We start from the raw sequence: 19,299 nt of genomic DNA on the forward strand, positions 1-19,299 counted from the left end.
CCGGTCATGGCCGCTACGCTTTTACAACGAGTAATTCATCCCAGCGGGTCGTATATCTCGGTGATAGCATGGCCTGCTTCATACGAAAATCCTGTTGAATGCCTTCCCCCAGTAAAAACAGAGCTCCGCGCTTTTCTTTATTGAACCGGTCCATAACTTTCATCAGTGCCTGACTGCCAGGCCTGGCCGGGCGAGTATCAAACAGGCTGAGTTGCTCTGTGCCGTCAGTCATAGCGGAGAGCATTACCCCTGCTTTCGCATACGCTATCCCGGGTCTGTAAATGCGGTTCAGGATGGTCATGGCTGCATCAACCAGATCGCGGGTGTCCTGTGTAGCGGTAAGCGGCTCGATACCACAATTGCTGTAGCGGTTTTCACCTTGCGCATAATTGCTACTCTGAATGAAGACTGTGATTTGACGGGTCCACGAGCCATCCTTGCGCAGCTGCTCTGCCGCCCGGGCGGTAAAAAATGAAACTGCCTCATGTAGCTTGCCTATCTCATTAAGGCGCTGACCAAAACTTCTGGAAACGATAATCTGTTGCCTGACAGGAGGAGACTCGTGCAGCCGGAAACATGGTTCGCCATGCAGTTCCCGCCAGGTACGCTCGATTTCAACGCCAAAGCTTTTACGTAAAAAGCGAACGTCGCTATTATAAAAATCACCGGCAGTGATGATCCCGAAAGCCGACAGGCGTTCACTAATCTTTCGACCAATACCCCATATTTCTCTGGTACTGATCAGGCTCAGGAGCTTCCTGATCCTGGCCTGATCAGTCAAAACTACAACCCCGCCTGTAGCTGCCCATCGTTTGCTCGCATAGGTGCATAATTTAGCGAGGGTTTTGGTGCTTGAACAACCCACACCACAGGTAAGGGACAGATTATGAAGAAGTGTACTTCTGATCAACCGGCCGTAATCTTCATAATCTATTATCTTGTTCATGTTTTTCAATAACATGAAATTTTCATCTATGCTATATCGACTCGATTGAGGCGCGAAGCTTTCCAGCGTTTCATGGAAGCGATTTGAGTAGTCTTCATACAAAGTAAAGTTAGAGCTCCGGACTTCGATCCGGTGTTGCTGAATCAAATCCCTGCACTTAAAAATCGGGGTCCCACGCTTAATACCAACGCTTTTAGCCAGTTTATTCATTGCAATGACGGACGAATCGTTATTGCTGGCTATGATGAGCGGCTTTTTTGACAGCTTGGGATCCATCGCACACTCAAATGCCGCATAGGCTCCGTTAATATCAACGTGCATGTACATGGCTGAACTGATTCAGTGCAAAGGTGACGACGCCCCATATCTCAAGGGATTCAGGATTTACACGTATCGGCTTATAGGCTGGATTAGAAGGCATCAAAAGCAGCTCAGGATACGTGTGTAAGATCTTTACCGTAAACTCTCCATCCACCAGCGCAACGACGATAGAGCCGTGTCGTGCTGTTAAAGACCGATCCACAACCAGTATTGCTCCATCATTGATACCGGCATTGATCATACTGAGGCCCGCCGCCCTGACAAAGAAGGTTGAGGGGCGGTTGCGGACTACATATTCATGCAAATTTAATTCATTATCTTCATGCCCGGCGCACGGACTCATCACTCCACAGCTTAGTAAATCACTGAAAAAAGGTGCCATTTCGTAAGGCTTGTTGCTAATGTGCTCAAGGATAACAGACATAGCTACACTCGAATTCTTGTACTGTATGTATAAACAGTATTGCGAGTTGAAGAGAAAAGATCAAATCTCTCCGGTAACGCTATCAAGCCTGACGAAAAATTAAGCTTTATCATAAACATCAAAAACCATCTTTTACCGATAATGGCGAGCTGGCCTACGAAGAAGGTATACAAGCTAGGATGAAAGGATTCTGATGCTCCTCCCACCAAATTTTTTATCTCCTGAAGACCAGGCTGAGTACGATGCTTATATGGCAAGGTTCAGCGAGGTAAATCACTATTATGAGCATTGCACTGTCCCCGTGATTGACTGGTTTTTTAAACAAGCAACCGAGGCGCTGCATCATGGTCTATGGTTACCGGCCTGTACGAGCTTTCTGAATGGGATCGAAACATCACTCAGGGTTACGCTGAAGTTGAAATCAACTGTTAACGTTCAGCAGTCAGTTCCTGTACTGGTGGACTTAGATGGTACGTCAGTAATGAGTAACGCTTTAATGCGAAAGGCTAAGCAGGAAGGGATGCCGATAGAATTACTGTCATTTCCAGCCGAGAAGAATATGTTGGCAAAGATAGACGCTGGTAAAAAACCTGAAGCAGATATCGTCAGGCTTAGAAATAGTCTATGCCATGGCAACATTCTGGAGTTCATTATGAGTGTTAAAGTCGGTTCTCCAGATCCCATACGAATTTTTACTCCTGGTAACTGCTGTGGTTTAGCGCTTTTACTTTCGGCCTTATCGAAGAAATGGACGGTAGGCTTGCATCAATACTGGATCGACAACAATCTGACGTCCTGCTGAAACCTCATAAATCATGCCTACTAAAGTCACGTGCAAAAAAACGTTGTAGCATGATATGTTTAAAGTCAAAACAGTGGGTTCTATGTTTTGACGGCAAACATGATATAACTAATACTTCATAAGTAGATATCAATAGTCATAATGGAGTGAACTATGAAATTAAAAAATATTCTGCTGTGTGCGATGATGTCAGTCGCTTTTGGCTCCTCTGCTAATACTACACATAAAGTTGAAAACGAACCTATCCCAAACATTATTCTTGATGGTAAGGTTGATGATATTTGTAAAGATGCAAGCATCCGAACTGAACTTAATCATGATAAAGCAAAGGAACTGGTAACCACCAACCTGAAGCAGGCATTACCATTAAATACGGTACCGGATAAGTTGGATGAAGTTGCAGAAGCCTTTGTAAACCGCGACAAAGGCGCTTCAGAAACAGCAGACCATTGCCTTGTTAATGTACGTAATAAATACTGGGAAATGTATCCCTCTGAAGATAAGTAGCATTTATTATTAAAGGCTTCACTTAAGAAGCCTTTTTTAACCCTTTGCGAAACCTGCTTTAAAAGCAATGCGCTATTCATATCTAAGAATCTATTTAATTAATGAATAATAGTGGACGGATTCATTTCTAGTGAATGCCGAAGTTGGTGTTTTTTGAGTTATTAGACGGTAAGTGCAATCTGGTATGATTCACCTAACATACGAATCTGGAAGGAAAGGTATATGGGTGACCTGGTCAGCAAAAATAACATTGACCGTTTAGAGCGATTTCATTCTTTGCTGGCGGGTCAGTACTGGACGTCCACTGACAGCATCCCTGAAGAGGGTATTGTGGCAGGGGATACGCTGCTCATTACGTCTTTGCGTTACGTTGAAGATAAGCTGCACACAGTGATTCTACGCGCCCATCCCCGCGTTTACGGTCAGACTGTAGCTATTGTCACTGAAGACAGCAGCGGCAACCGTAGGGAACGTGGCAAAGAAATGCGAGAGCATCGCTTCCTGGTTAAGGATTTTCTGTCCAGTTTTGTATTTGAACCCGACCATAAGGTAATCCGGGATGCTGAACTCAGACAAGCTCAGGAAGAAGTGAATAGCCTACAGGCATCGCTTACAGCCCTCGTGAGCGATGCTCAGGGGCTCCGTGACCTTGCGATTGAGCAATTAGGTACAGATGACCGTGAAAACCCTGTGACGGGCCTTAGCGTTGCGTTAGTGCCCCCACAAGAGCAGCAGGCGGTAACCTCACTGGCGATTGGATCAGTTCAAAATGCTCTGTCCTCTGGTATTTCAGATACCCGCATTGAACAAATCAGAGAAGCGGCCTTAAAAGAAGGGCAGATCAGCACAGCCATCAGCAAAATCATCACACAACGAACGCAGGCAATCGCTAATGCCAGCAAAAGAATGCTGCCCTATTTCGAGGAAGTTGCAGCGGCAAGTCTGGCCACTACAGAAGAAGCCATGGAATATGTGAAGAAAATCCACGATGGCGTTGGCAGTCTGGAACTGTATACCGGCAAAGACGTTGAGGTAGTGAATATCGTGAAGGGTGAATCCGCTCCATCACACCTCCCGCTCCAGGTCGTTCAGGCAAAGCTGATGGTGGATGAAGAGCTGGCCGTATGGTGCGATCTCGATAGCTGGTTCGACTTCTCTGATATGGAAAAATTTCATGAAACTTTACGAACCAGCCCCGGGCTGGTGGAGCAGATTTTTCCGTCCGAACGTTCCATCGTATGTATGGCCACAACACGACGTTATATCGATTACCGCGATCCCTGGGAAAATCATGTCCGCAATGACAGGAACCGGGTTGTATTCCTTCTGGTCCGGGACGGTCAAAATATTCATCAGGTTTACTCTTCGGTAGAAAGCCATCTTGGGGCTTCGCAGCTATTCCCTTCCGCCAGCGAACAGGAAGCACATTTCCAGGGGATTGATGGCAGCACCATAAAGTTTGAGGACGTCAGTTATACCGACCGACTGAAGCAGCATGATCTTATGGCACTTCACTACCGTCGTTTCCTGATCCTTATCTGCGGCCTCGATCACCGGCTCAAACTATTTGGTGATTTCTATGATACCAATACCCCTTACAGTTTTCTGAGCCTTGAGTTCCAGGAACGGTACTTCCAATTTCTGCACGACAAAGACGGTTCTGGCCTTTTGGGTATGGCTGAGACACGGCCGTCTCTGCAAAGTTATCTTGAACAGGCAAACTCATGCCTTCAGTCCGGATCCCGGGTAATGTGCAACTGGGATTCGTTGATGAACCCAGTGACAGCACCAGGAGCAGTTCAGGAAGACAACAGCTACTCTGGCTATAAATGGCTTGGGAGAACCCATAAAAACTATGAGCCGGTTATTGCATTCCGTCAGGGAGACGATATCTGTGTCAACGCAACAGTAAACAGATACTCAACGGATCGAGATTTCAATTGTAAGGTGAATTTGTCTTTATTTAAGGAGTCCAGCAGGAATGATGCTGAACTGGGTTTCCTGTGCATGGATACCATTAAAGCGGAGGAGCTCGAATGGTACATTCACAGACGTAAATTCAGGTCTAATCACCTGTTTTACATTCGCTTCTTCAAGATGGCTTTAAATTATATTCGTGCCGAGCGTGAGGCAGAAGAACCTTACCGGCAGATGCTGAGCCAGGCTCTGGCCGATGGAAATATTGGCCAGCCTAATCTGAGATCAGAGTTGATAGATCGATGCATTGTAGCCTGGCGAGCTGATAACAGGGGGGCGACGCTGGAAGCTGCCATGAGTACAGAGAAGGGCTCCAAAGAGCTCCTGAACCAGCTCTATATGCTCGCTGATGTGGGGCTCAAACATCTTCCCGGGGTTCGTAATTTTATTAGCAGCAAAGGCTATGAGCTGGTCAGGTTATCGGTAAATGCTTCAGGGAAACTTGTTGCATATGCCGCACCAGCAAATTTTGAATGCGACAACCGGATGGAAGGGCATGCCTGGGTTCATCGAATGGTACTTGCTACATCCCGAAATGTCTTAAACGTCACTCATCAACGTTTTGCGAAAATGAAACACTTCTTACCAGCTGAAAACACCCTGTTCGAAGATGAACAGCTGGTGGCCACATGGTCGGGCAAAAAGACTGCTTTCAAAAGCTTCGAAGAGAAGCAGCGTTATTTTGATACATGCTCCCGTGGCGCTCAGGCTCTTAAGCAGTTTTTAAAGCTGAACGATCCGGTGATTTACACCAATCTGCTTGGCCAGTGGATTGAGGCCTATGAAAGTATCAATGAAACCAGTGAGTACGTACAGCAAGTAAGCCTAATGGCTCCTGTTGCGGTCAAGAGCGAAAAAGGTAAAGCCAGCCTCATCTATATTGGCACTAAAGACCTGGCCGACTGGTTTTATCAGAAAGCGCCGACACCCGAGTTGCAGGCGCTGTTCCTTGAGGAATACCTGTCCAAATTTGAAAATAAAGAGGTCAATAAAGAAAAGCTACTTTCACGCAGAAATACCGCTCTGTCTCTCAGTTTTTACACCATGGACAACGGGGAAGTACCAGATGAAATCCTCGTCACCAAATCAGTTGATAATGCCAGACGGTGGTATTCAGGAATGTTCACAAGCATGCCAACGATGTTAAATGACCAGTGGTCCTGCCATGTTGCGCATTTTTCCCGTAACGGAAAACTCTATTTGACGCCTGATCTGGTCACTGATGAAGGGGAACCTGGTTTTGATGAAATACTCGGGTATCCGCGCCCGGAGGGGCTGGTACCGGTAACCGTGTGTGAGTTTGAAATTGACCACTTTAACCGACGTGGCATTGATGCGAATGGTGATAAGGTGAATATTACACAGTGGGTCGATATTTATCAGGGTGAGCGTGAGGTTACGGAACTGCTGGGGCCTATTTCTGAAGAAGGGGTGAACATCAAAACCTACAGGATGGACACTCTTGAGCAGGCGATGAAAAACATCTCCCGGGGCTCGACGCGCCTCAGACCGTCAACGGAGAATAGCGAGTGGCAACAGCCAGCAGAAGGTGTGAGCCGCTATGTACTTCGGTCATGGTAAAACGCGGGGGCAGGTGCCATCAAAACATCAAACAAAAAGCCATTACAGGCTCAAAGACCCCTTATCGCTCAAATTTGAAAGAGATAAGGCTTTATGATGGCAACGAGGATTATCACCCATCTCGCCGGAGTAACTGGCATAAAAATTGTTTAATCTTTATGCCAGCGCTTCGGCATTTGCTGGCAAGGAGACAGTGTTGAAAGACCATATCGTACCCCCACGAAAAACTAGCGCGAGTTTATCTTATCAACTCAAACGTATTGGGCGCATGCTCCTTCTTTTACTGAGCTTGGCTTTTATAGTTTACGGATTCGTACTGGCTTTCCATCCGCCGCTAACAACCTGGCTACTTCAACCCGGTGGACACTTTGCCCCAGATGACCGATTCATACTGGTTAGTGTTAAGGTTCAGTTTACAACCGGAATAATGGGGCTAATTGTTTGGCGCTTATGGTAAAAGTGGCAAGCAATGATGGGAGAAGGATAACGTTGCTCAGCTCAATCCGGTTTACTGATTGCTTAAATAGAAGGCAGTCATGCCTACATCAGAAAGGAGAAGCATAGATGGTAGAAGCACGTTATCAAGGCAAGCCTGTTAGCAGTCTTCCTGAAGAAGCTTTTGCTGAAGGGTTATCGCGATCCGGTTTAAGCCCCGTTCTGCTACTGGCATCCCCGACCACAGTACCCGTTACCACGGATGAGCGCTGGTGGCTCGCAAAGGAAAACGTGTCAGGACATTACGGCAGGATTTTTTATGCTGCGGTGCGGGAGTTGGTCATAAGGTCGGATATCATCTCAGTAGTGAGAAGTATTGCAGATGAGAATTTCACGTCCGAACATATGGGGTACTTCGAGCGACTTACCTCTGATGAAAAAGAAGTCGTGTTTAGTGATTACCTGCGCACTCTCGCTGAAGGCGGTCTTACCTGCACTGAGAAGAATCTCGTCAAACTGACGCAAGATTTATACCCGATTGATGCAACTCCTGACAACATTAGAAAGCTATCCACGGACAGGGATGCACTGAACGAACTACACATCGATGGTATGGTACTTTTTATTACCGGCCCTGCGCTTTGATTATGGAGATAATACATGCGGTGTTATCCCTGTTAAGGGTTAAGGTAACATTCTTCTAGAATTACAGAAAAATAGAGGTCTAACATGATAGTAAATAAAAACAGGTTTATGCATAAAAACGGGAAAAGGTTTAAGTCCATCGGAAGGTATTTAAGATTTTGGCAAGCAGTAGCGTCCTCTGGTTTACCCATGGACATGGTAATACGGGAAAAACCATATCAACTTATGGTCGCTTTGATTGCTTTATATACGGCCATCCCTGTTGTTACAATAGTAATTTTATCTGGTCAGCAATCGCATAAGTTGGAACTAATTGCTGTGCATTTCAGTACAATTATCACGATGGTGTTTGTTTTGCGTCGAAAGATGGGGAAACGTTGGCTGGATTTATTTGAAGAAAAATTAGCCATTTATAAACCTAATGATAAACTCGCGCTTAGCGAATTACACGAAAGCATACGTGAGAAAAATGGGCTAGACTTGCAGGATTTACAAGATTGGTACTGGAAAGAGAAGATGACATATGAGTATCACAAAGAACGTAAAACAACTATAAGCTATCAAAAATTCAAGTAGCGTTTTAAAATGACAGGGGAGGGCTATTGTGATTTATTAAGTCGGCAAGGTTATTAGGTAGGGGTGTTCAATATGATAAATTCTTCGAGTGAGGTTATTTCAAGAGTTGTTCTGGGCCTTTGAGATAGCTAATTATCATTACAGACTTTATCGAAAGGTATGAATTATGAACATTACCGACAAAGAACTTAGCTCAAATACAGTGAGACAGTATGGATGGAACTTAGGAGAGTTCAATCACTCAACGCCTTTTACATCTCATTTTATTTATATCACCGACTATCATAAAGATAATACATGGATGATTTCACTTTCGCAGGAGGATTTTAATACAACCAAAATTTTAACATCGTTAAGTCTAGGGAAGGTGCGAACAAGTTCCTGATATGAGATCATCATATTCATCCGGAGCGCATCCCAGAGGGACATCATGAGCCATTAACTCACCTTCGCCGATAGTGAATTCAGCACTAAGCGCCGTCAGACCCGAAAAGAGATTTTCCTCTCCCGCATGGAGCAGATTCTGCCATGGCAGAATATGACCGCTGTCATCGAGCCGTGGCGGGCAATGGCCGACGGCCCTATCCGCTGGAGACCATGCTGCGTATTCACTGCATGCAGCATTGGTACAACCTGAGCGACGGTGCCATGGAAGATGCCCTGTACGAAATCGCCTCCATGCGCCTGTTTGCCCGATTATCCCTGGATAGCGCCCTGCCGGATCGCACCACCATCATGAATTTCCGCCACCTGCTCGAGCAGCATCAACTGGCCCGTCAATTGTTCAAGACCATCAATCGCTGGCTGGCCGAAGCAGGCGTCATGATGACCCAAGGCACTTTGGTGGATGCCACCATCATTGAGGCACCCAGCTCTAGCAAGAACAAAGAGCAGCAACGCGATCCGGAGATGCATCAGACCAAGAAAGGCAATCAGTGGCACTTTGGCATGAAGGCCCACATTGGTGTCGATGCCAAGAGTGGCCTGACCCACAGCCTAGTCACCACCGCGGCCAACGAGCATGACCTCAATCAGCTGGGTAATCTGCTTCATGGAGAGGAGCAATTTGTCTCAGCCGATGCCGGCTACCAAGGAGCGCCACAGCGCGAGGAGCTGGCCGAGGTGGATGTGGACTGGCTGATCGCCGAGCGTCCCGGCAAGGTAAAAACCTTGAAGCAGCATCCGCGCAAGAACAAAACGGCCATCAACATCGAATACATGAAAGCCAGCATCCGTGCCAAGGTGGAGCACCCGTTTCGCATCATCAAGCGGCAGTTCGGCTTCGTGAAAGCCAGATACAAGGGGCTGCTGAAAAACGATAACCAACTGGCGATGTTATTCACCCTGGCCAACCTGTTTCGGGTGGACCAAATGATACGTCAGTGGGAGAGATCTCAGTAAAAACCGGAAATAACGCCAGAAATGGTGGAAAAAATAGCCTAAATAGGCTGATTCGATGTGTTTGCGGGAAAAAAATCGGCCCAGATCCGCGAAATTTTAATCAGCGAGTCAGCTTGGGAAGAAATGACCTGCTTATTCGCACCTTCCCTAGATGCCTGTGTATCCATGCTCGGAAAGATACTAAAAAAAATGTCTAACAAAAACGGTATCTCACAAACGGAAGAATCTGAATTCGCATTTCTTTTAACAAACTATATTAAACAGACTTTGACTTTTAGAGAATGGCAACGCAATGCTGACGGAAATCAACGACTGCACTTTCTTATTAATATCTACGGTGCAAAAGAAGACGGTGGCGAAGTGGTTTTAAGACCATTTATTGTAAATCCTGATGAATTAATGCTTACTCCAGCGGATGTCGTTGAATTTAATTCGCAGGTTATCAACGTTGATCGGCAGCGTCATCCTGAGTGGTTCCGTTAACTGGTCACAAGGGTTAAGAGCCTGAAAGGCTGCGATAGTGTATACGCAGCCTATTCTGTATAGCCGTCGCGTAATAATTGTTCTAAATGACTATCGACCGTTTCCTGATCACCAGGAATATATCGTGGCCATCCTGTTATATCGTTGACGCGTTTCACTATGTATGGATGAAACCCAAACTGCTCGGAAGTGATGTCAATATAATATTGCACTTCTTCGAAGTTCAATTCACACCAATAATGGCCAAAGCCACCACTCTCTGTAAATATACCGCCATCATCTGCACCGTTACCCCCACGAACAACAGCATCTAGACCTTTAGTTTTTGCTAAATAACATACAAGATAGCTTGCAAAAAGGCATGTGCCTTTCGTCTTCTTTGTGCCGCACTCCGTCAAAACTGAAAGTAGCTTTTCATGCGCCACTCGTGCAATGCCTGATACCAATTCCGGGGACATGTCTGCTCCAATGAAATTATTAGATCGACTTAAACAGGTAATATGTAATTAGGCATTACGATAAGTCGTGCCCTATTGGTTGGTACATCGTAAGAAAAGTAACTTTTCTAATCCCAGCCTGCACTCCGGGAATGCTTCTAACCTGAATAAATCACGGGGGCAGTGCTGGATACTTGTCAACTGTATTTGGATTCACAGGCTAACTATTTTTATACAGTTTAAGTGAATAAAACTTACTTAAAGCAGCGAACCACGCCGAAAGTGTAATGAGGAATACCGCCAATTCATCAGAACCATTTTTGATAGCACTGAGTAGAGCGATTAGTCCAAGGAACACCGAAAGAAAGACTAGTATTGCGGGTAAAAGTTTATACATGATAGACGTTCCTTTTAAAGGTTCAGATAGGTAGACCAACGCAGATAACGTCGGAATTGCCTGTTGTAAGATTACGCTCATTTAATTATTTTTATAACCTATGAATCCGCGTATAATTTCATTTGTAGTAATCTTCGTAATATATATCTGATAGACATTGATCTTTTTAATGTCTTGTTGACTCACAACACCATATAAGCAACTCTTAGATTGGTTTAACACAGCGCTTCCACTAACTCCATTTTGATAAAAAGCAGTCAAACCATCAGAACCAACTATTCCTTTATAATAGTAGGTTGAGTCGGGGGAAGCATACGTATTTGAAAGCGTATTATACATTCCCGATAGAACCCAAACAGACTCACCTGGAGCTAGAACATTATCACATACTGGAAGCTTCCAATTAGGTGGGGCTTTGACAATAGTATTTTTTTCTACTTTTAAAAGAGCGAGGTCCCGGTTCTTAGGATCATCAATATTGATAACTGTTGCTGGTTGGCTCCCATTCCTTGTTATTATACTTAGACTATAATCCTTGCTTGCATCAAGCCATAAATGTGAAGCTGTAAGAATATGTTGTTCATCGATCCAAGTACCTGAGCCGGAGATTGTCTTATTTCCAGACTTGATTTGAATTTTTACAGCTGAGTCCGAAAGCTCAAAATCATTGTGGTGCATACTTTGTTTATGAGGATTATCGGTGGAACAAGCAGAAATCAGTAAGGCTGAAAGAGCTAAAACCTTTCTATACATAGTCAGTTTCCTTCGAATAAGGCGAGTTTGGTTTCTAGAATATTTTATCCAGCGAGGAATTCTTCTAACGTGCTATCTTGGTACTGGGGATATATCTGCTTCATCATGCCAAAAGCAGCAACCGCTACGCTTTCTAAGTCGGAATAGAATTTAGGCTCCGTATTAAGATCATCACCATTCTTCAGAACGCCCTCGAAGCAGCTATAATCATTTCCGAACTCTTGAACAATAATCCAGCGCCCATCACGGAAACCTACGAGCATAACCGCTGAATTAGGATAGTCGCCAGCAGGCGTTAGCCAATCAAAGTGATAGTGCTTTATCGTATCATATTTCAGATGTACATTCATTATTCCTCCGTTGGCGATTACATTATTTGAGTTTTTTCATGGACTCTAAAGAAGCGAGGTAGGAATTATAGCGATCACCAAATTTTTCTTTCGCACGCTTAACGCGCATTTTCTCCGCGAGCTCAGTCTTGTTTTCTGCCTGGTAGGTCCTATTATTTTGCGTCTTTACTTCGGCCCCTGGGCCTGCTGCGTACGTTTTGTTTTTCTCGCTAATACACGCTCGGCATTTACTCTTGAGGCCAAACTTGCCCTTGAGCTCTTTTCCAAACTGTTCAAAGGGTTTAACTTGCTGACATGATTTGCATTTTTTAAAGCCCGGGGGGAGGTAGGTGTCAGCCATGAGCTGCTCCAGTAGGTATTGATTATAGGTGATTTTAACTTAAAGACGACGTCACTTTCAAATAAATCGACTACTTAACGCTGATCTTACATAATCCTGATTATGCGCACTTAAGTTGTTAGAACCATTTAGTAATGTCACTTTTTATCCAGATAGAAACGTCACCTTAGAGTAAGCTAAACTGAATGCAATTCTAAGGGGCTCAACGCATGTTGGTGACCATGTCAGATAAAGAGATCCACCGCCTACCGGTGATACAGGCAGTTTGTGAAAAGCGTCTACGCCGTCGTGATGCAGCATCACAGCTTGGCATTTCAGAACGTCAGGCGCAACGACTTATCAATCGTTACCGAGTTTCTGGTGCTGAAGGACTTGTCAGCCGCAAACGCGGCCAGCCCAGCAACCGCCGGTTGACCGAATCTCTCAAACTACGAGTACTCACGCTGATACGTGAAAACTACAGTGACTTTGGGCCCACACTGGCCGCAGAAAAACTCAGAGAGCGCCATAATATCCGGCTTTCAATCGAGACCGTCCGCAACTGGATGACGTCTGACGGACTCTGGGTCCCGCATGCTCGCCGTAAGTCACGGGTTTATCAACCCCGACATCGGCGTGATTGTCTGGGTGAACTTATCCAGATCGACGGCTCCCACCATGACTGGTTTGAAGGCCGTGCGCCAAAATGCTGCCTGCTGGTCTTTATCGATGATGCCACCGGGCGTCTGATGCATTTGCGGTTCAGCGAGTCAGAAACAGCCTTTGACTACATGCTGGCAACCCGGGAATACATCGAGCAGCATGGGAAGCCGGTATCGCTGTACAGTGACAAACACGCAATATTTCGCGTCAGTGGTCCGGAGAAACGCAATACCACCGTTACCCAGTTCGGACGTGTGCTTTATGACCTGGCAATCGAGCTTATTTGTGCCAACAGCTCTGAAGCTAAAGGCCGCGTGGAACGTGCGAATCAGACACTTCAGGATCGGCTGATCAAAGAAATGCGTCTGGAAGGTATAACCGGCATTGAGGCCGCAAATGCCTGGCTTGCCACTTTCATCGCTGACTTTAACAGCCGGTTTTCACGACCGGCTAAGTTCCCCAAAGATTTGCATCGTCCGGTGCAGGAAAGCCCCGATGAATTAAGAGACATCTTTGCCTGGCATGATGTTCGTACCGTGTCGAAATCACTGACCTTCCAGTACGATAAGATCCTTTATCTCATGGACACCACAGAAGAAAATAGCCGTCTTGCCGGTGAAAAAATTAAAGTACTGGATTATCCCGATGGCACCCTCGCCTTCCTCTATGGGCACCGGAGCCTTAAGTGCCAGGCATTTGATAAGCTGGCCTGTGTCGACCAGGGGCAGATTGTTGATAACAAACGTCTCGGGACTGTACTCCGACTGGCTCAGGTAAAACAGGATGAGCGGGAAAGCGAAGGCAAACGGGAACGAAGCAAAAAATCGCCCAGCCGTAAGGCTCAGGTGCGCATCCAGGAACAGCTCCGGGCTATCAATCCCGTTCTGGCAGACCCGAGCTTGTTTGTGGCAAGTTCAAAGCGATAGAATCGACCATCAGTGCTGCAAAGTACCGGAACAGTGAGTCCCCAAAAGGATACTTGAGATGATTAAATTCCCGACTACAAAGCGCGTTGATTTGTATAAAACTGCTGTCAGCTCTGAGCAATTACATCTAGATCTGGTTGCGGCTCAGGAGTTCATGTTCGATGCCTGGGAAAATGATGACCTGGAAGTTGTGCTGAAACTCATCAGAAAAGCTATCAAGAAATCCCCGCTCTGTGCTGACGCATACTCATTCTACTGCGAGATATCTCAAGAACCTCCTGAGTCAAAAATCGGGAAGCTGGAGACTGCTTTGTACGCAGCCAGCATTGCACTTGGCGAGGATTTTCAGGAGTTCGCAGGACGTTTCTGGGGATTTGTCGAAACACGTCCATATATGAGAGCAAAAGCAGCTTTGGCTGAGGCCTTATGGGAGTCTGGTAATTTTTATCCGGCTATGGCTCATAGCCGCGAAATGCTGAAGCTCAACCCGAACGATAACCAGGGGATTCGTCATTTATTAGCGAACTATTACCTTGAGCTTGAAATGGTGGATGATCTGGCCTTGCTACTGGACGATTATCCTGGGGATATGCGTTCGTTTTTTCAGTATACACGCGCCCTACTCGCCTACCGACAGTCATCCCCGGATGCCGATGATATCGCTAAAGCTGCGATTGATTCTAATAGACACATCCCCGGCTTGTTATCGAAGTGCAGATTACAGATCAAGTCTAACAGTGGATATATCACGTTAGGTGGAATGGATGAAGCCATTTATTATGTGAATCATAATATAAAGCCTTGGATTCGCACCTCTGGCGCAATTGATTGGATTGTAAATAATTCATTAAGTAAAATATAAGGATTTAGTTTTAATGTTTAATCTAATTATGGGCGGAGAACCTGACTATTTTGAACATTGGCCCATGTATGAACGGGTTAGTGGGAGTTGTGATTTTCCTATATCACGTATGTTAGAAGGCACCTCTGATGACATCCGGTTGAAGTTAACGCCTTTGAATGATAAAGCATTATCTTATATTGAGAAATTACCTACGCTTTTTATGTCAGAACTTTATTCCCGAGACAATGTTGAATACATTACTTTGCGACTTGGTGTAATTTCAAATCTACGAACAGTTAACAAAAATGTTGAGTTTGATTTCAGAATCACTCACTCACAAGATGATGTCGTAGTGATAAACAAAGAGTTATATCAAACAGCTTTAGAATTAGGTGCATATGGGCTGAAACGGACTCACTGGGGAATAAAAGCACGTGATTTAAATCAAACATTAGCACTTCTAAATATAACGACAAGAAGTACACCACTTCCTCCTACTGAAGCACTTCCTGATGAAGTTGATAACTACCCAATAATAGATAATGTTCAAAGTTTCATGGCGCGTGTTTTAGAACAAGATCATGAAGAAGATGCAGAAATATTTTATCGTGGACATTCTGATGTATCTTACGAGTTGGCTCCATCAGTTTTCAGGAAAAACAAAAAAGGTAACTTCAAGCATTTGCACAGTGAATCAAATTTAGTCCGTGAAGCCCTAACAGCAAGGCCAACTGAGTTTGTTGATGATAAAACAATGCTAGACAAGTTAGTAAGGATGCAACACTACGGACTACCAACTCGTTTGTTGGATATAACATCAAATCCACTAATCGCTCTGTATTTCGCTTGTTGCGACATTAGTAATAATGAAAATACAAATGAGGTTGATGGACATGTTATTATTTTCAAAACAAAAAGGGATCGTATAAAATTCTTTGACTCTGATACAGTAAGTTGCATATCAAATATATCAATGCTAAGTCAAACACTGAAAGATCAGCTGGATTGTAAAATGGACAAGGAGGCTTTCAATAAAACTGAAGCTTGTCAAAAACTCATACATTACATTAAAGATGAAAAACCTTATTTTAAAGATGTAATTATACCATCAGATTTGGAAAGGTTAATTTTCGTTAAAGGAAGAAATAATAATGAAAGGATGTCATCACAGTCAGGTGCATTCTTATTATTTGGGAATAATGCTGTTTATCCCGATTTAGTTTCAAACCCTGATGATGCTATGCAAGAGTTTAAAGTAGAAAAAATAGTGATCAGAAACAAAGCTAGAATACTTAAGGAACTCGCAAGGTTAAACATTACAGATGCGACAGTTTATCAAGGCATGGAAAGGACAATGAAACTAATTGCGGCCAAATTTTCCGCAGGAGATTGATCTTCATGTGGTTTTTTGACACACTAGCCTGTCGCTACTGGCATTGGTCCCTTGTATGCTAAGCATATGAACTCTGGTGTGTGTTGGACAGGAGCAATTAACCAGTCGTATAGTAAAATTTGAATGTAAAAATATAAAACAAGGAGTTGAGAATGAACCCCATTACTTTGAGTGAAATGAGTGATGAAGATGAAGAGGTAAAAATCATTTCTTCATATGAACCTCAAGATGATGAGATTGCGATCGTTTTTGATAGTTCAAAAATTACTGGAGGTAATGCACTGGATTTTTTCCAGTTCACCAAGCAATCACATTCTAATGTTAAAGTGTACGGAGATTCTAATGGTGTTTCGTACCTGCAATTAAACAGTATAACGTTAGCGTTAGGCACTTTCTTTGCCACATCAGTAATGATACCTTTTTTAGTAAATCTTGTTTCAAATTATATTCAGAAAAAAATTGATAACTTTGGAACTAGAGATATAGACGTTAAAGTCTCTATAATTAAAAAAAATAAATCAGGAAAACATGTGAAATACACTGTTTCTGGAAAAGTAGACGATGTTTTAAAAGTAATTAACAAAATCAAATAAAAATCTATATAGATATTATGAATATTCACGAAAAGTTAAAGCGTTGGATGTGTATTACTCAAGAAGATAGTGCTATTCTTGATTATCTTAATGCTGAGTTAAAAAAAGCTCAATCCTTGAGCTTGAATAATGAATCAAACAGATTGTTTTTATACAAAACAATTTTACTAGCCCATTTAAAATATATTCAAGTCATTAATTTACTTACAAGAGGTGATTTTTATGAAGCATGGGTAGAACTTGAAAGGATAGAAATAGATTTAATACATATTAAAGAAAATAATGAGTTTCTGCCTGAGGTTAATTTCTATGGTGTTAACTTCTTAGCGAGAATGGTATGTAATTGGCAGGCGTTATTCCCATATAAAATCTTCGGTAGTTCTCGTGAAATAATAAAAGAAGTGAAATGTTCAGTATGTAATACAACCCGTAGTTTTATTAATGATTGTGGTCATGTTAAAAATAAACTTTATAATGGAGTTCTTTGCTTTGATGAAGTGATCGATTTTGAATTAATTACTTATGACATAGTTAGTAATCCCGTTAACAAATGTAGTGTTTTTTTCTCCAATGATGGTGATCATTATAACTATTCAACTTTAATTAGTGTTGTCAAATACATACAATCCCCACATCAAATTTTCAATATTACGACCTGGAGATTTAAGGCGAAAGAACATGATGGAGTATTATCGCCAGAAAATATTTGTCCATGTGGAGATTCTTTAAAAAAATATGCAGATTGTTGTTTGCCACGTAATGGTATTTATAAAAAACATATAGATATTTGGTTTCCCTTCCCGTTGAATGTAGAACCTATTTAGAACCAGATATTCAATAACTAAAGATCCCGTTGACACAGATATTTCCATATTAAGATGTTTTCGTTATATTTTTATTCCAGTCTTTCATATTTAACTTTTGCTTTATTAATTGGTTGAGTGGGATAACGCAGCAGTCACATTAATATGATTACATAGGCTGAAAGTGCCCTTTCTATCTTGCACAAAGAGGTGACATTTTAAACTTGCTTTGACATAAGTTGTAGTAGCAAAGTTGTAATGTCCGATAATGGCTAAGTTAAGATGTCCGGCGTGTATAATCAAGTAAGGATTACCATGACGGCTCTCGCAGCGGAGTTTTTCACATTGGATGAAGTTAACCGACTCAAAATCATTCAGGATGTCATCGACCGGCGTCTGACAACACAAATGGCAGCTCAGCGGCTTGGTATCTCCGACCGTCAGTGCCGTCGTCTGCTTGCGCGTTATCGTGAAGATGGTCCGATTGGCATGACCAGCCGCCGTCGTGGTAAATCCAGTAACAACCAGTTGCCTCAGGGACTGGCCGCATACGCGCTGAACATTATTCGCGAACGCTATAACGATTTCGGTCCGACGCTGGCCTGTGAAAAACTGTCTGAGGTGCACGGTGTTCATCTTTCCAAAGAAACCGTCCGTAAGCTGATGACTCAGGCCAGTCTGTGGGTCCCACGTAAGCAACGTGCGCCAAAAATTCAGCAACCTCGTTACCGCCGTGCCTGTGCCGGTGAACTCATACAAATCGACGGCTGCGACCACCACTGGTTTGAAAATCGGGGACCTAAGTGTACGGCACTGGTTTACGTTGATGACGCAACCAGTCGTTTAATGCAGCTTCTTTTCGTGAAATCTGAGTCTACTTTCACCTATTTTGAAGCGACCCGGGGCTATATTGAAAAACATGGCAAACCGCTTGCGCTGTACAGCGACAAAGCCAGCGTATTCAGGATCAACAATAAAAATGCAACCGGCGGCGACGGCGATACCCAGTTTGGCCGTGCGATGCATGAACTGAACATTCAGACCATTTGTGCAGAAACCAGTGCTGCCAAAGGCCGCGTTGAACGGGCGCACCTGACGCTTCAGGACCGACTGGTCAAGGAGCTCAGGCTCCAGGGCATCAGTTCCATGGAAGCTGCGAACGCATTTGCCGAAGAGTTCATGAACGATTACAACCGTCGTTTCGCAAAAGCGCCTCGCCAGGCGTTTGATGTTCATCGGGAACTGGATGTCGATGACGATCTTGATATGGTATTTAACTGGCATGAAGCTCGTAAAGTGTCGAAATCACTCACAGTGCAATACGACAAAGTCCTTTATCTGATTGAAGACAGCGAATTCAGTCGTCGGGCGATTGGTAAATACATCGATGTCTGGCATTACCCGGATGGACATAAAGAGCTCCGGCTTAATGGCGTATCACTTCCCTACTCCACCTATGACAAGCTTTCTGAAATCGATCAGGGGGCCATTGTGGATAACAAACGTCTGGGGCGGGCCCTGGAAATGGCGCAGCTGGTCCAGGCCGAGCGGGATAATAACCGGTCGCAATCCGTACCATCCGGAGACGGCCCTTCTCGCAGGCGTAAAGCTCCCACGACGAAGAAATCCCAGCGTTCCCTGGATCAGGACGATATGTTCAATGCCCTGGTGAAACTTCAGTCACGCTCTGAAGAGATATTTGGGAAGAAACCGATTTAAAGCC

At 44.1% G+C, this 19,299-nt stretch carries 19 protein-coding genes and 1 pseudogene; 14 read left to right on the forward strand and 6 right to left on the reverse strand.

The window, feature by feature from the left end; genetic code table 11:
• Nucleotides 1-13: 13 nt before the first annotated feature.
• Both umuC and umuD read right to left on the reverse strand, forming a co-directional pair.
• On the reverse strand, nucleotides 14-1,273 hold the full coding sequence (gene umuC / locus ACQG03_RS21850; protein WP_000281824.1) for a translesion error-prone DNA polymerase V subunit UmuC: 1,260 nt from the start codon (nucleotides 1,271-1,273) through the stop codon (nucleotides 14-16).
• The gene (umuD, locus tag ACQG03_RS21855; RefSeq protein WP_000111290.1) at nucleotides 1,257-1,691 is read right to left on the reverse strand and encodes a translesion error-prone DNA polymerase V autoproteolytic subunit; all 435 of its coding nucleotides are present in this window, start codon (nucleotides 1,689-1,691) and stop codon (nucleotides 1,257-1,259) included. Before umuD ends, umuC begins: the two co-directional genes overlap by 17 nt.
• A gap of 193 nt (nucleotides 1,692-1,884) precedes the next feature.
• On the opposite strand from umuD, the gene ACQG03_RS21860 reads away from it, so the two are divergent.
• The 8 genes and pseudogenes from ACQG03_RS21860 to ACQG03_RS21895 all read left to right on the forward strand — a co-directional run bounded on the left by ACQG03_RS21860 (nucleotide 1,885) and on the right by ACQG03_RS21895 (nucleotide 10,098).
• Nucleotides 1,885-2,493: a hypothetical protein gene (locus tag ACQG03_RS21860; protein ID WP_000926374.1), complete on the forward strand. Its 609-nt coding sequence runs from the start codon at nucleotides 1,885-1,887 to the stop codon at nucleotides 2,491-2,493.
• Nucleotides 2,494-2,646: 153 nt separating this feature from the next.
• Complete coding sequence (locus tag ACQG03_RS21865; protein ID WP_000769182.1) at nucleotides 2,647-3,000, forward strand: hypothetical protein; 354 nt, start codon at nucleotides 2,647-2,649, stop codon at nucleotides 2,998-3,000.
• Nucleotides 3,001-3,222: 222 nt separating this feature from the next.
• Nucleotides 3,223-6,558: a hypothetical protein gene (locus ACQG03_RS21870; RefSeq protein ID WP_000502666.1), complete on the forward strand. Its 3,336-nt coding sequence runs from the start codon at nucleotides 3,223-3,225 to the stop codon at nucleotides 6,556-6,558.
• A gap of 564 nt (nucleotides 6,559-7,122) precedes the next feature.
• The gene (locus ACQG03_RS21875) at nucleotides 7,123-7,638 is read left to right on the forward strand and encodes a hypothetical protein (protein WP_000228894.1); all 516 of its coding nucleotides are present in this window, start codon (nucleotides 7,123-7,125) and stop codon (nucleotides 7,636-7,638) included.
• A gap of 84 nt (nucleotides 7,639-7,722) precedes the next feature.
• A complete protein-coding gene (locus ACQG03_RS21880; RefSeq protein ID WP_000636790.1) occupies nucleotides 7,723-8,214 on the forward strand; it encodes a hypothetical protein in 492 nt (163 codons plus the stop codon).
• 511 nt (nucleotides 8,215-8,725) lie between these two features.
• Nucleotides 8,726-9,615, forward strand: a pseudogene (locus tag ACQG03_RS21885) (IS5 family transposase).
• Complete coding sequence (locus tag ACQG03_RS21890; protein ID WP_122966916.1) at nucleotides 9,597-9,812, forward strand: hypothetical protein; 216 nt, start codon at nucleotides 9,597-9,599, stop codon at nucleotides 9,810-9,812. Before ACQG03_RS21885 ends, ACQG03_RS21890 begins: the two are co-directional and overlap by 19 nt.
• Nucleotides 9,715-10,098 carry a hypothetical protein gene (locus ACQG03_RS21895; RefSeq protein ID WP_233144839.1) on the forward strand — a complete coding sequence of 128 codons (384 nt, stop codon included), beginning with the start codon at nucleotides 9,715-9,717 and terminating at the stop codon, nucleotides 10,096-10,098. The genes ACQG03_RS21890 and ACQG03_RS21895 overlap by 98 nt, the downstream gene beginning before the upstream one ends.
• 50 nt (nucleotides 10,099-10,148) lie before the next feature.
• Here ACQG03_RS21895 and ACQG03_RS21900 read toward each other — a convergent pair whose 3' ends face one another.
• From ACQG03_RS21900 to ACQG03_RS21915, 4 genes are all read right to left on the reverse strand, one after another.
• Nucleotides 10,149-10,556 carry a hypothetical protein gene (locus ACQG03_RS21900; protein ID WP_001371904.1) on the reverse strand — a complete coding sequence of 136 codons (408 nt, stop codon included), beginning with the start codon at nucleotides 10,554-10,556 and terminating at the stop codon, nucleotides 10,149-10,151.
• Between the two features lie 457 nt (nucleotides 10,557-11,013).
• On the reverse strand, nucleotides 11,014-11,685 hold the full coding sequence (locus ACQG03_RS21905) for a S1 family peptidase (protein ID WP_000285959.1): 672 nt from the start codon (nucleotides 11,683-11,685) through the stop codon (nucleotides 11,014-11,016).
• 44 nt (nucleotides 11,686-11,729) lie between these two features.
• A complete protein-coding gene (locus ACQG03_RS21910; protein WP_001100610.1) occupies nucleotides 11,730-12,035 on the reverse strand; it encodes a hypothetical protein in 306 nt (101 codons plus the stop codon).
• Nucleotides 12,036-12,057: 22 nt separating this feature from the next.
• Nucleotides 12,058-12,375, reverse strand: coding sequence for a hypothetical protein (locus ACQG03_RS21915; RefSeq protein ID WP_000785965.1), 318 nt, complete (start codon nucleotides 12,373-12,375; stop codon nucleotides 12,058-12,060).
• Nucleotides 12,376-12,596: 221 nt separating this feature from the next.
• Here ACQG03_RS21915 and ACQG03_RS21920 point away from each other — a divergent pair, with 221 nt between their 5' ends.
• From ACQG03_RS21920 to ACQG03_RS21945, 6 genes are all read left to right on the forward strand, one after another.
• Nucleotides 12,597-13,943 (forward strand): ISNCY-like element ISLad2 family transposase, encoded by a 1,347-nt coding sequence (locus ACQG03_RS21920; protein WP_076611902.1) that lies wholly within the window; start codon nucleotides 12,597-12,599, stop codon nucleotides 13,941-13,943.
• A gap of 58 nt (nucleotides 13,944-14,001) precedes the next feature.
• The gene (locus tag ACQG03_RS21925; protein WP_000589340.1) at nucleotides 14,002-14,805 is read left to right on the forward strand and encodes a hypothetical protein; all 804 of its coding nucleotides are present in this window, start codon (nucleotides 14,002-14,004) and stop codon (nucleotides 14,803-14,805) included.
• A gap of 13 nt (nucleotides 14,806-14,818) precedes the next feature.
• Nucleotides 14,819-16,180 carry an FRG domain-containing protein gene (locus ACQG03_RS21930; RefSeq protein ID WP_000482601.1) on the forward strand — a complete coding sequence of 454 codons (1,362 nt, stop codon included), beginning with the start codon at nucleotides 14,819-14,821 and terminating at the stop codon, nucleotides 16,178-16,180.
• A 152-nt stretch (nucleotides 16,181-16,332) separates the two neighbouring features.
• On the forward strand, nucleotides 16,333-16,773 hold the full coding sequence (locus ACQG03_RS21935) for a hypothetical protein (protein ID WP_016239970.1): 441 nt from the start codon (nucleotides 16,333-16,335) through the stop codon (nucleotides 16,771-16,773).
• 17 nt (nucleotides 16,774-16,790) lie between these two features.
• Entirely contained in the window at nucleotides 16,791-17,597 is an 807-nt protein-coding gene (locus ACQG03_RS21940) for a hypothetical protein (protein ID WP_016239971.1), read from the forward strand.
• A 294-nt stretch (nucleotides 17,598-17,891) separates the two neighbouring features.
• Entirely contained in the window at nucleotides 17,892-19,295 is a 1,404-nt protein-coding gene (locus ACQG03_RS21945) for an ISNCY family transposase (RefSeq protein ID WP_044704760.1), read from the forward strand.
• Nucleotides 19,296-19,299: the final 4 nt, after the last annotated feature.

This window comes from Enterobacter cloacae complex sp. 342H5, assembly GCF_050030905.1.
Lineage (GTDB): Bacteria > Pseudomonadota > Gammaproteobacteria > Enterobacterales > Enterobacteriaceae > Enterobacter > Enterobacter intestinihominis.

Bases quoted from the DNA above. Each gene is read 5' to 3' on its own strand.
- ACQG03_RS21925 (WP_000589340.1), top strand. From the start codon at position 14,002: ATGATTAAATTCCCGACTACAAAGCGCGTTGATTTGTATAAAACTGCT.
- ACQG03_RS21935 (WP_016239970.1), top strand. From the start codon at position 16,333: ATGAACCCCATTACTTTGAGTGAAATGAGTGATGAAGATGAAGAGGTA.
- ACQG03_RS21915 (WP_000785965.1), bottom strand. From the start codon at position 12,375: ATGGCTGACACCTACCTCCCCCCGGGCTTTAAAAAATGCAAATCATGT.
- ACQG03_RS21940 (WP_016239971.1), top strand. From the start codon at position 16,791: ATGAATATTCACGAAAAGTTAAAGCGTTGGATGTGTATTACTCAAGAA.
- ACQG03_RS21870 (WP_000502666.1), top strand. From the start codon at position 3,223: ATGGGTGACCTGGTCAGCAAAAATAACATTGACCGTTTAGAGCGATTT.
- ACQG03_RS21875 (WP_000228894.1), top strand. From the start codon at position 7,123: ATGGTAGAAGCACGTTATCAAGGCAAGCCTGTTAGCAGTCTTCCTGAA.
- ACQG03_RS21865 (WP_000769182.1), top strand. From the start codon at position 2,647: ATGAAATTAAAAAATATTCTGCTGTGTGCGATGATGTCAGTCGCTTTT.
- ACQG03_RS21910 (WP_001100610.1), bottom strand. From the start codon at position 12,035: ATGAATGTACATCTGAAATATGATACGATAAAGCACTATCACTTTGAT.
- ACQG03_RS21920 (WP_076611902.1), top strand. From the start codon at position 12,597: ATGTCAGATAAAGAGATCCACCGCCTACCGGTGATACAGGCAGTTTGT.
- ACQG03_RS21930 (WP_000482601.1), top strand. From the start codon at position 14,819: ATGTTTAATCTAATTATGGGCGGAGAACCTGACTATTTTGAACATTGG.
- ACQG03_RS21945 (WP_044704760.1), top strand. From the start codon at position 17,892: ATGACGGCTCTCGCAGCGGAGTTTTTCACATTGGATGAAGTTAACCGA.
- umuD (WP_000111290.1), bottom strand. From the start codon at position 1,691: ATGTCTGTTATCCTTGAGCACATTAGCAACAAGCCTTACGAAATGGCA.
- ACQG03_RS21900 (WP_001371904.1), bottom strand. From the start codon at position 10,556: ATGTCCCCGGAATTGGTATCAGGCATTGCACGAGTGGCGCATGAAAAG.
- umuC (WP_000281824.1), bottom strand. From the start codon at position 1,273: ATGTACATGCACGTTGATATTAACGGAGCCTATGCGGCATTTGAGTGT.
- ACQG03_RS21905 (WP_000285959.1), bottom strand. From the start codon at position 11,685: ATGTATAGAAAGGTTTTAGCTCTTTCAGCCTTACTGATTTCTGCTTGT.
- ACQG03_RS21860 (WP_000926374.1), top strand. From the start codon at position 1,885: ATGCTCCTCCCACCAAATTTTTTATCTCCTGAAGACCAGGCTGAGTAC.
- ACQG03_RS21880 (WP_000636790.1), top strand. From the start codon at position 7,723: ATGATAGTAAATAAAAACAGGTTTATGCATAAAAACGGGAAAAGGTTT.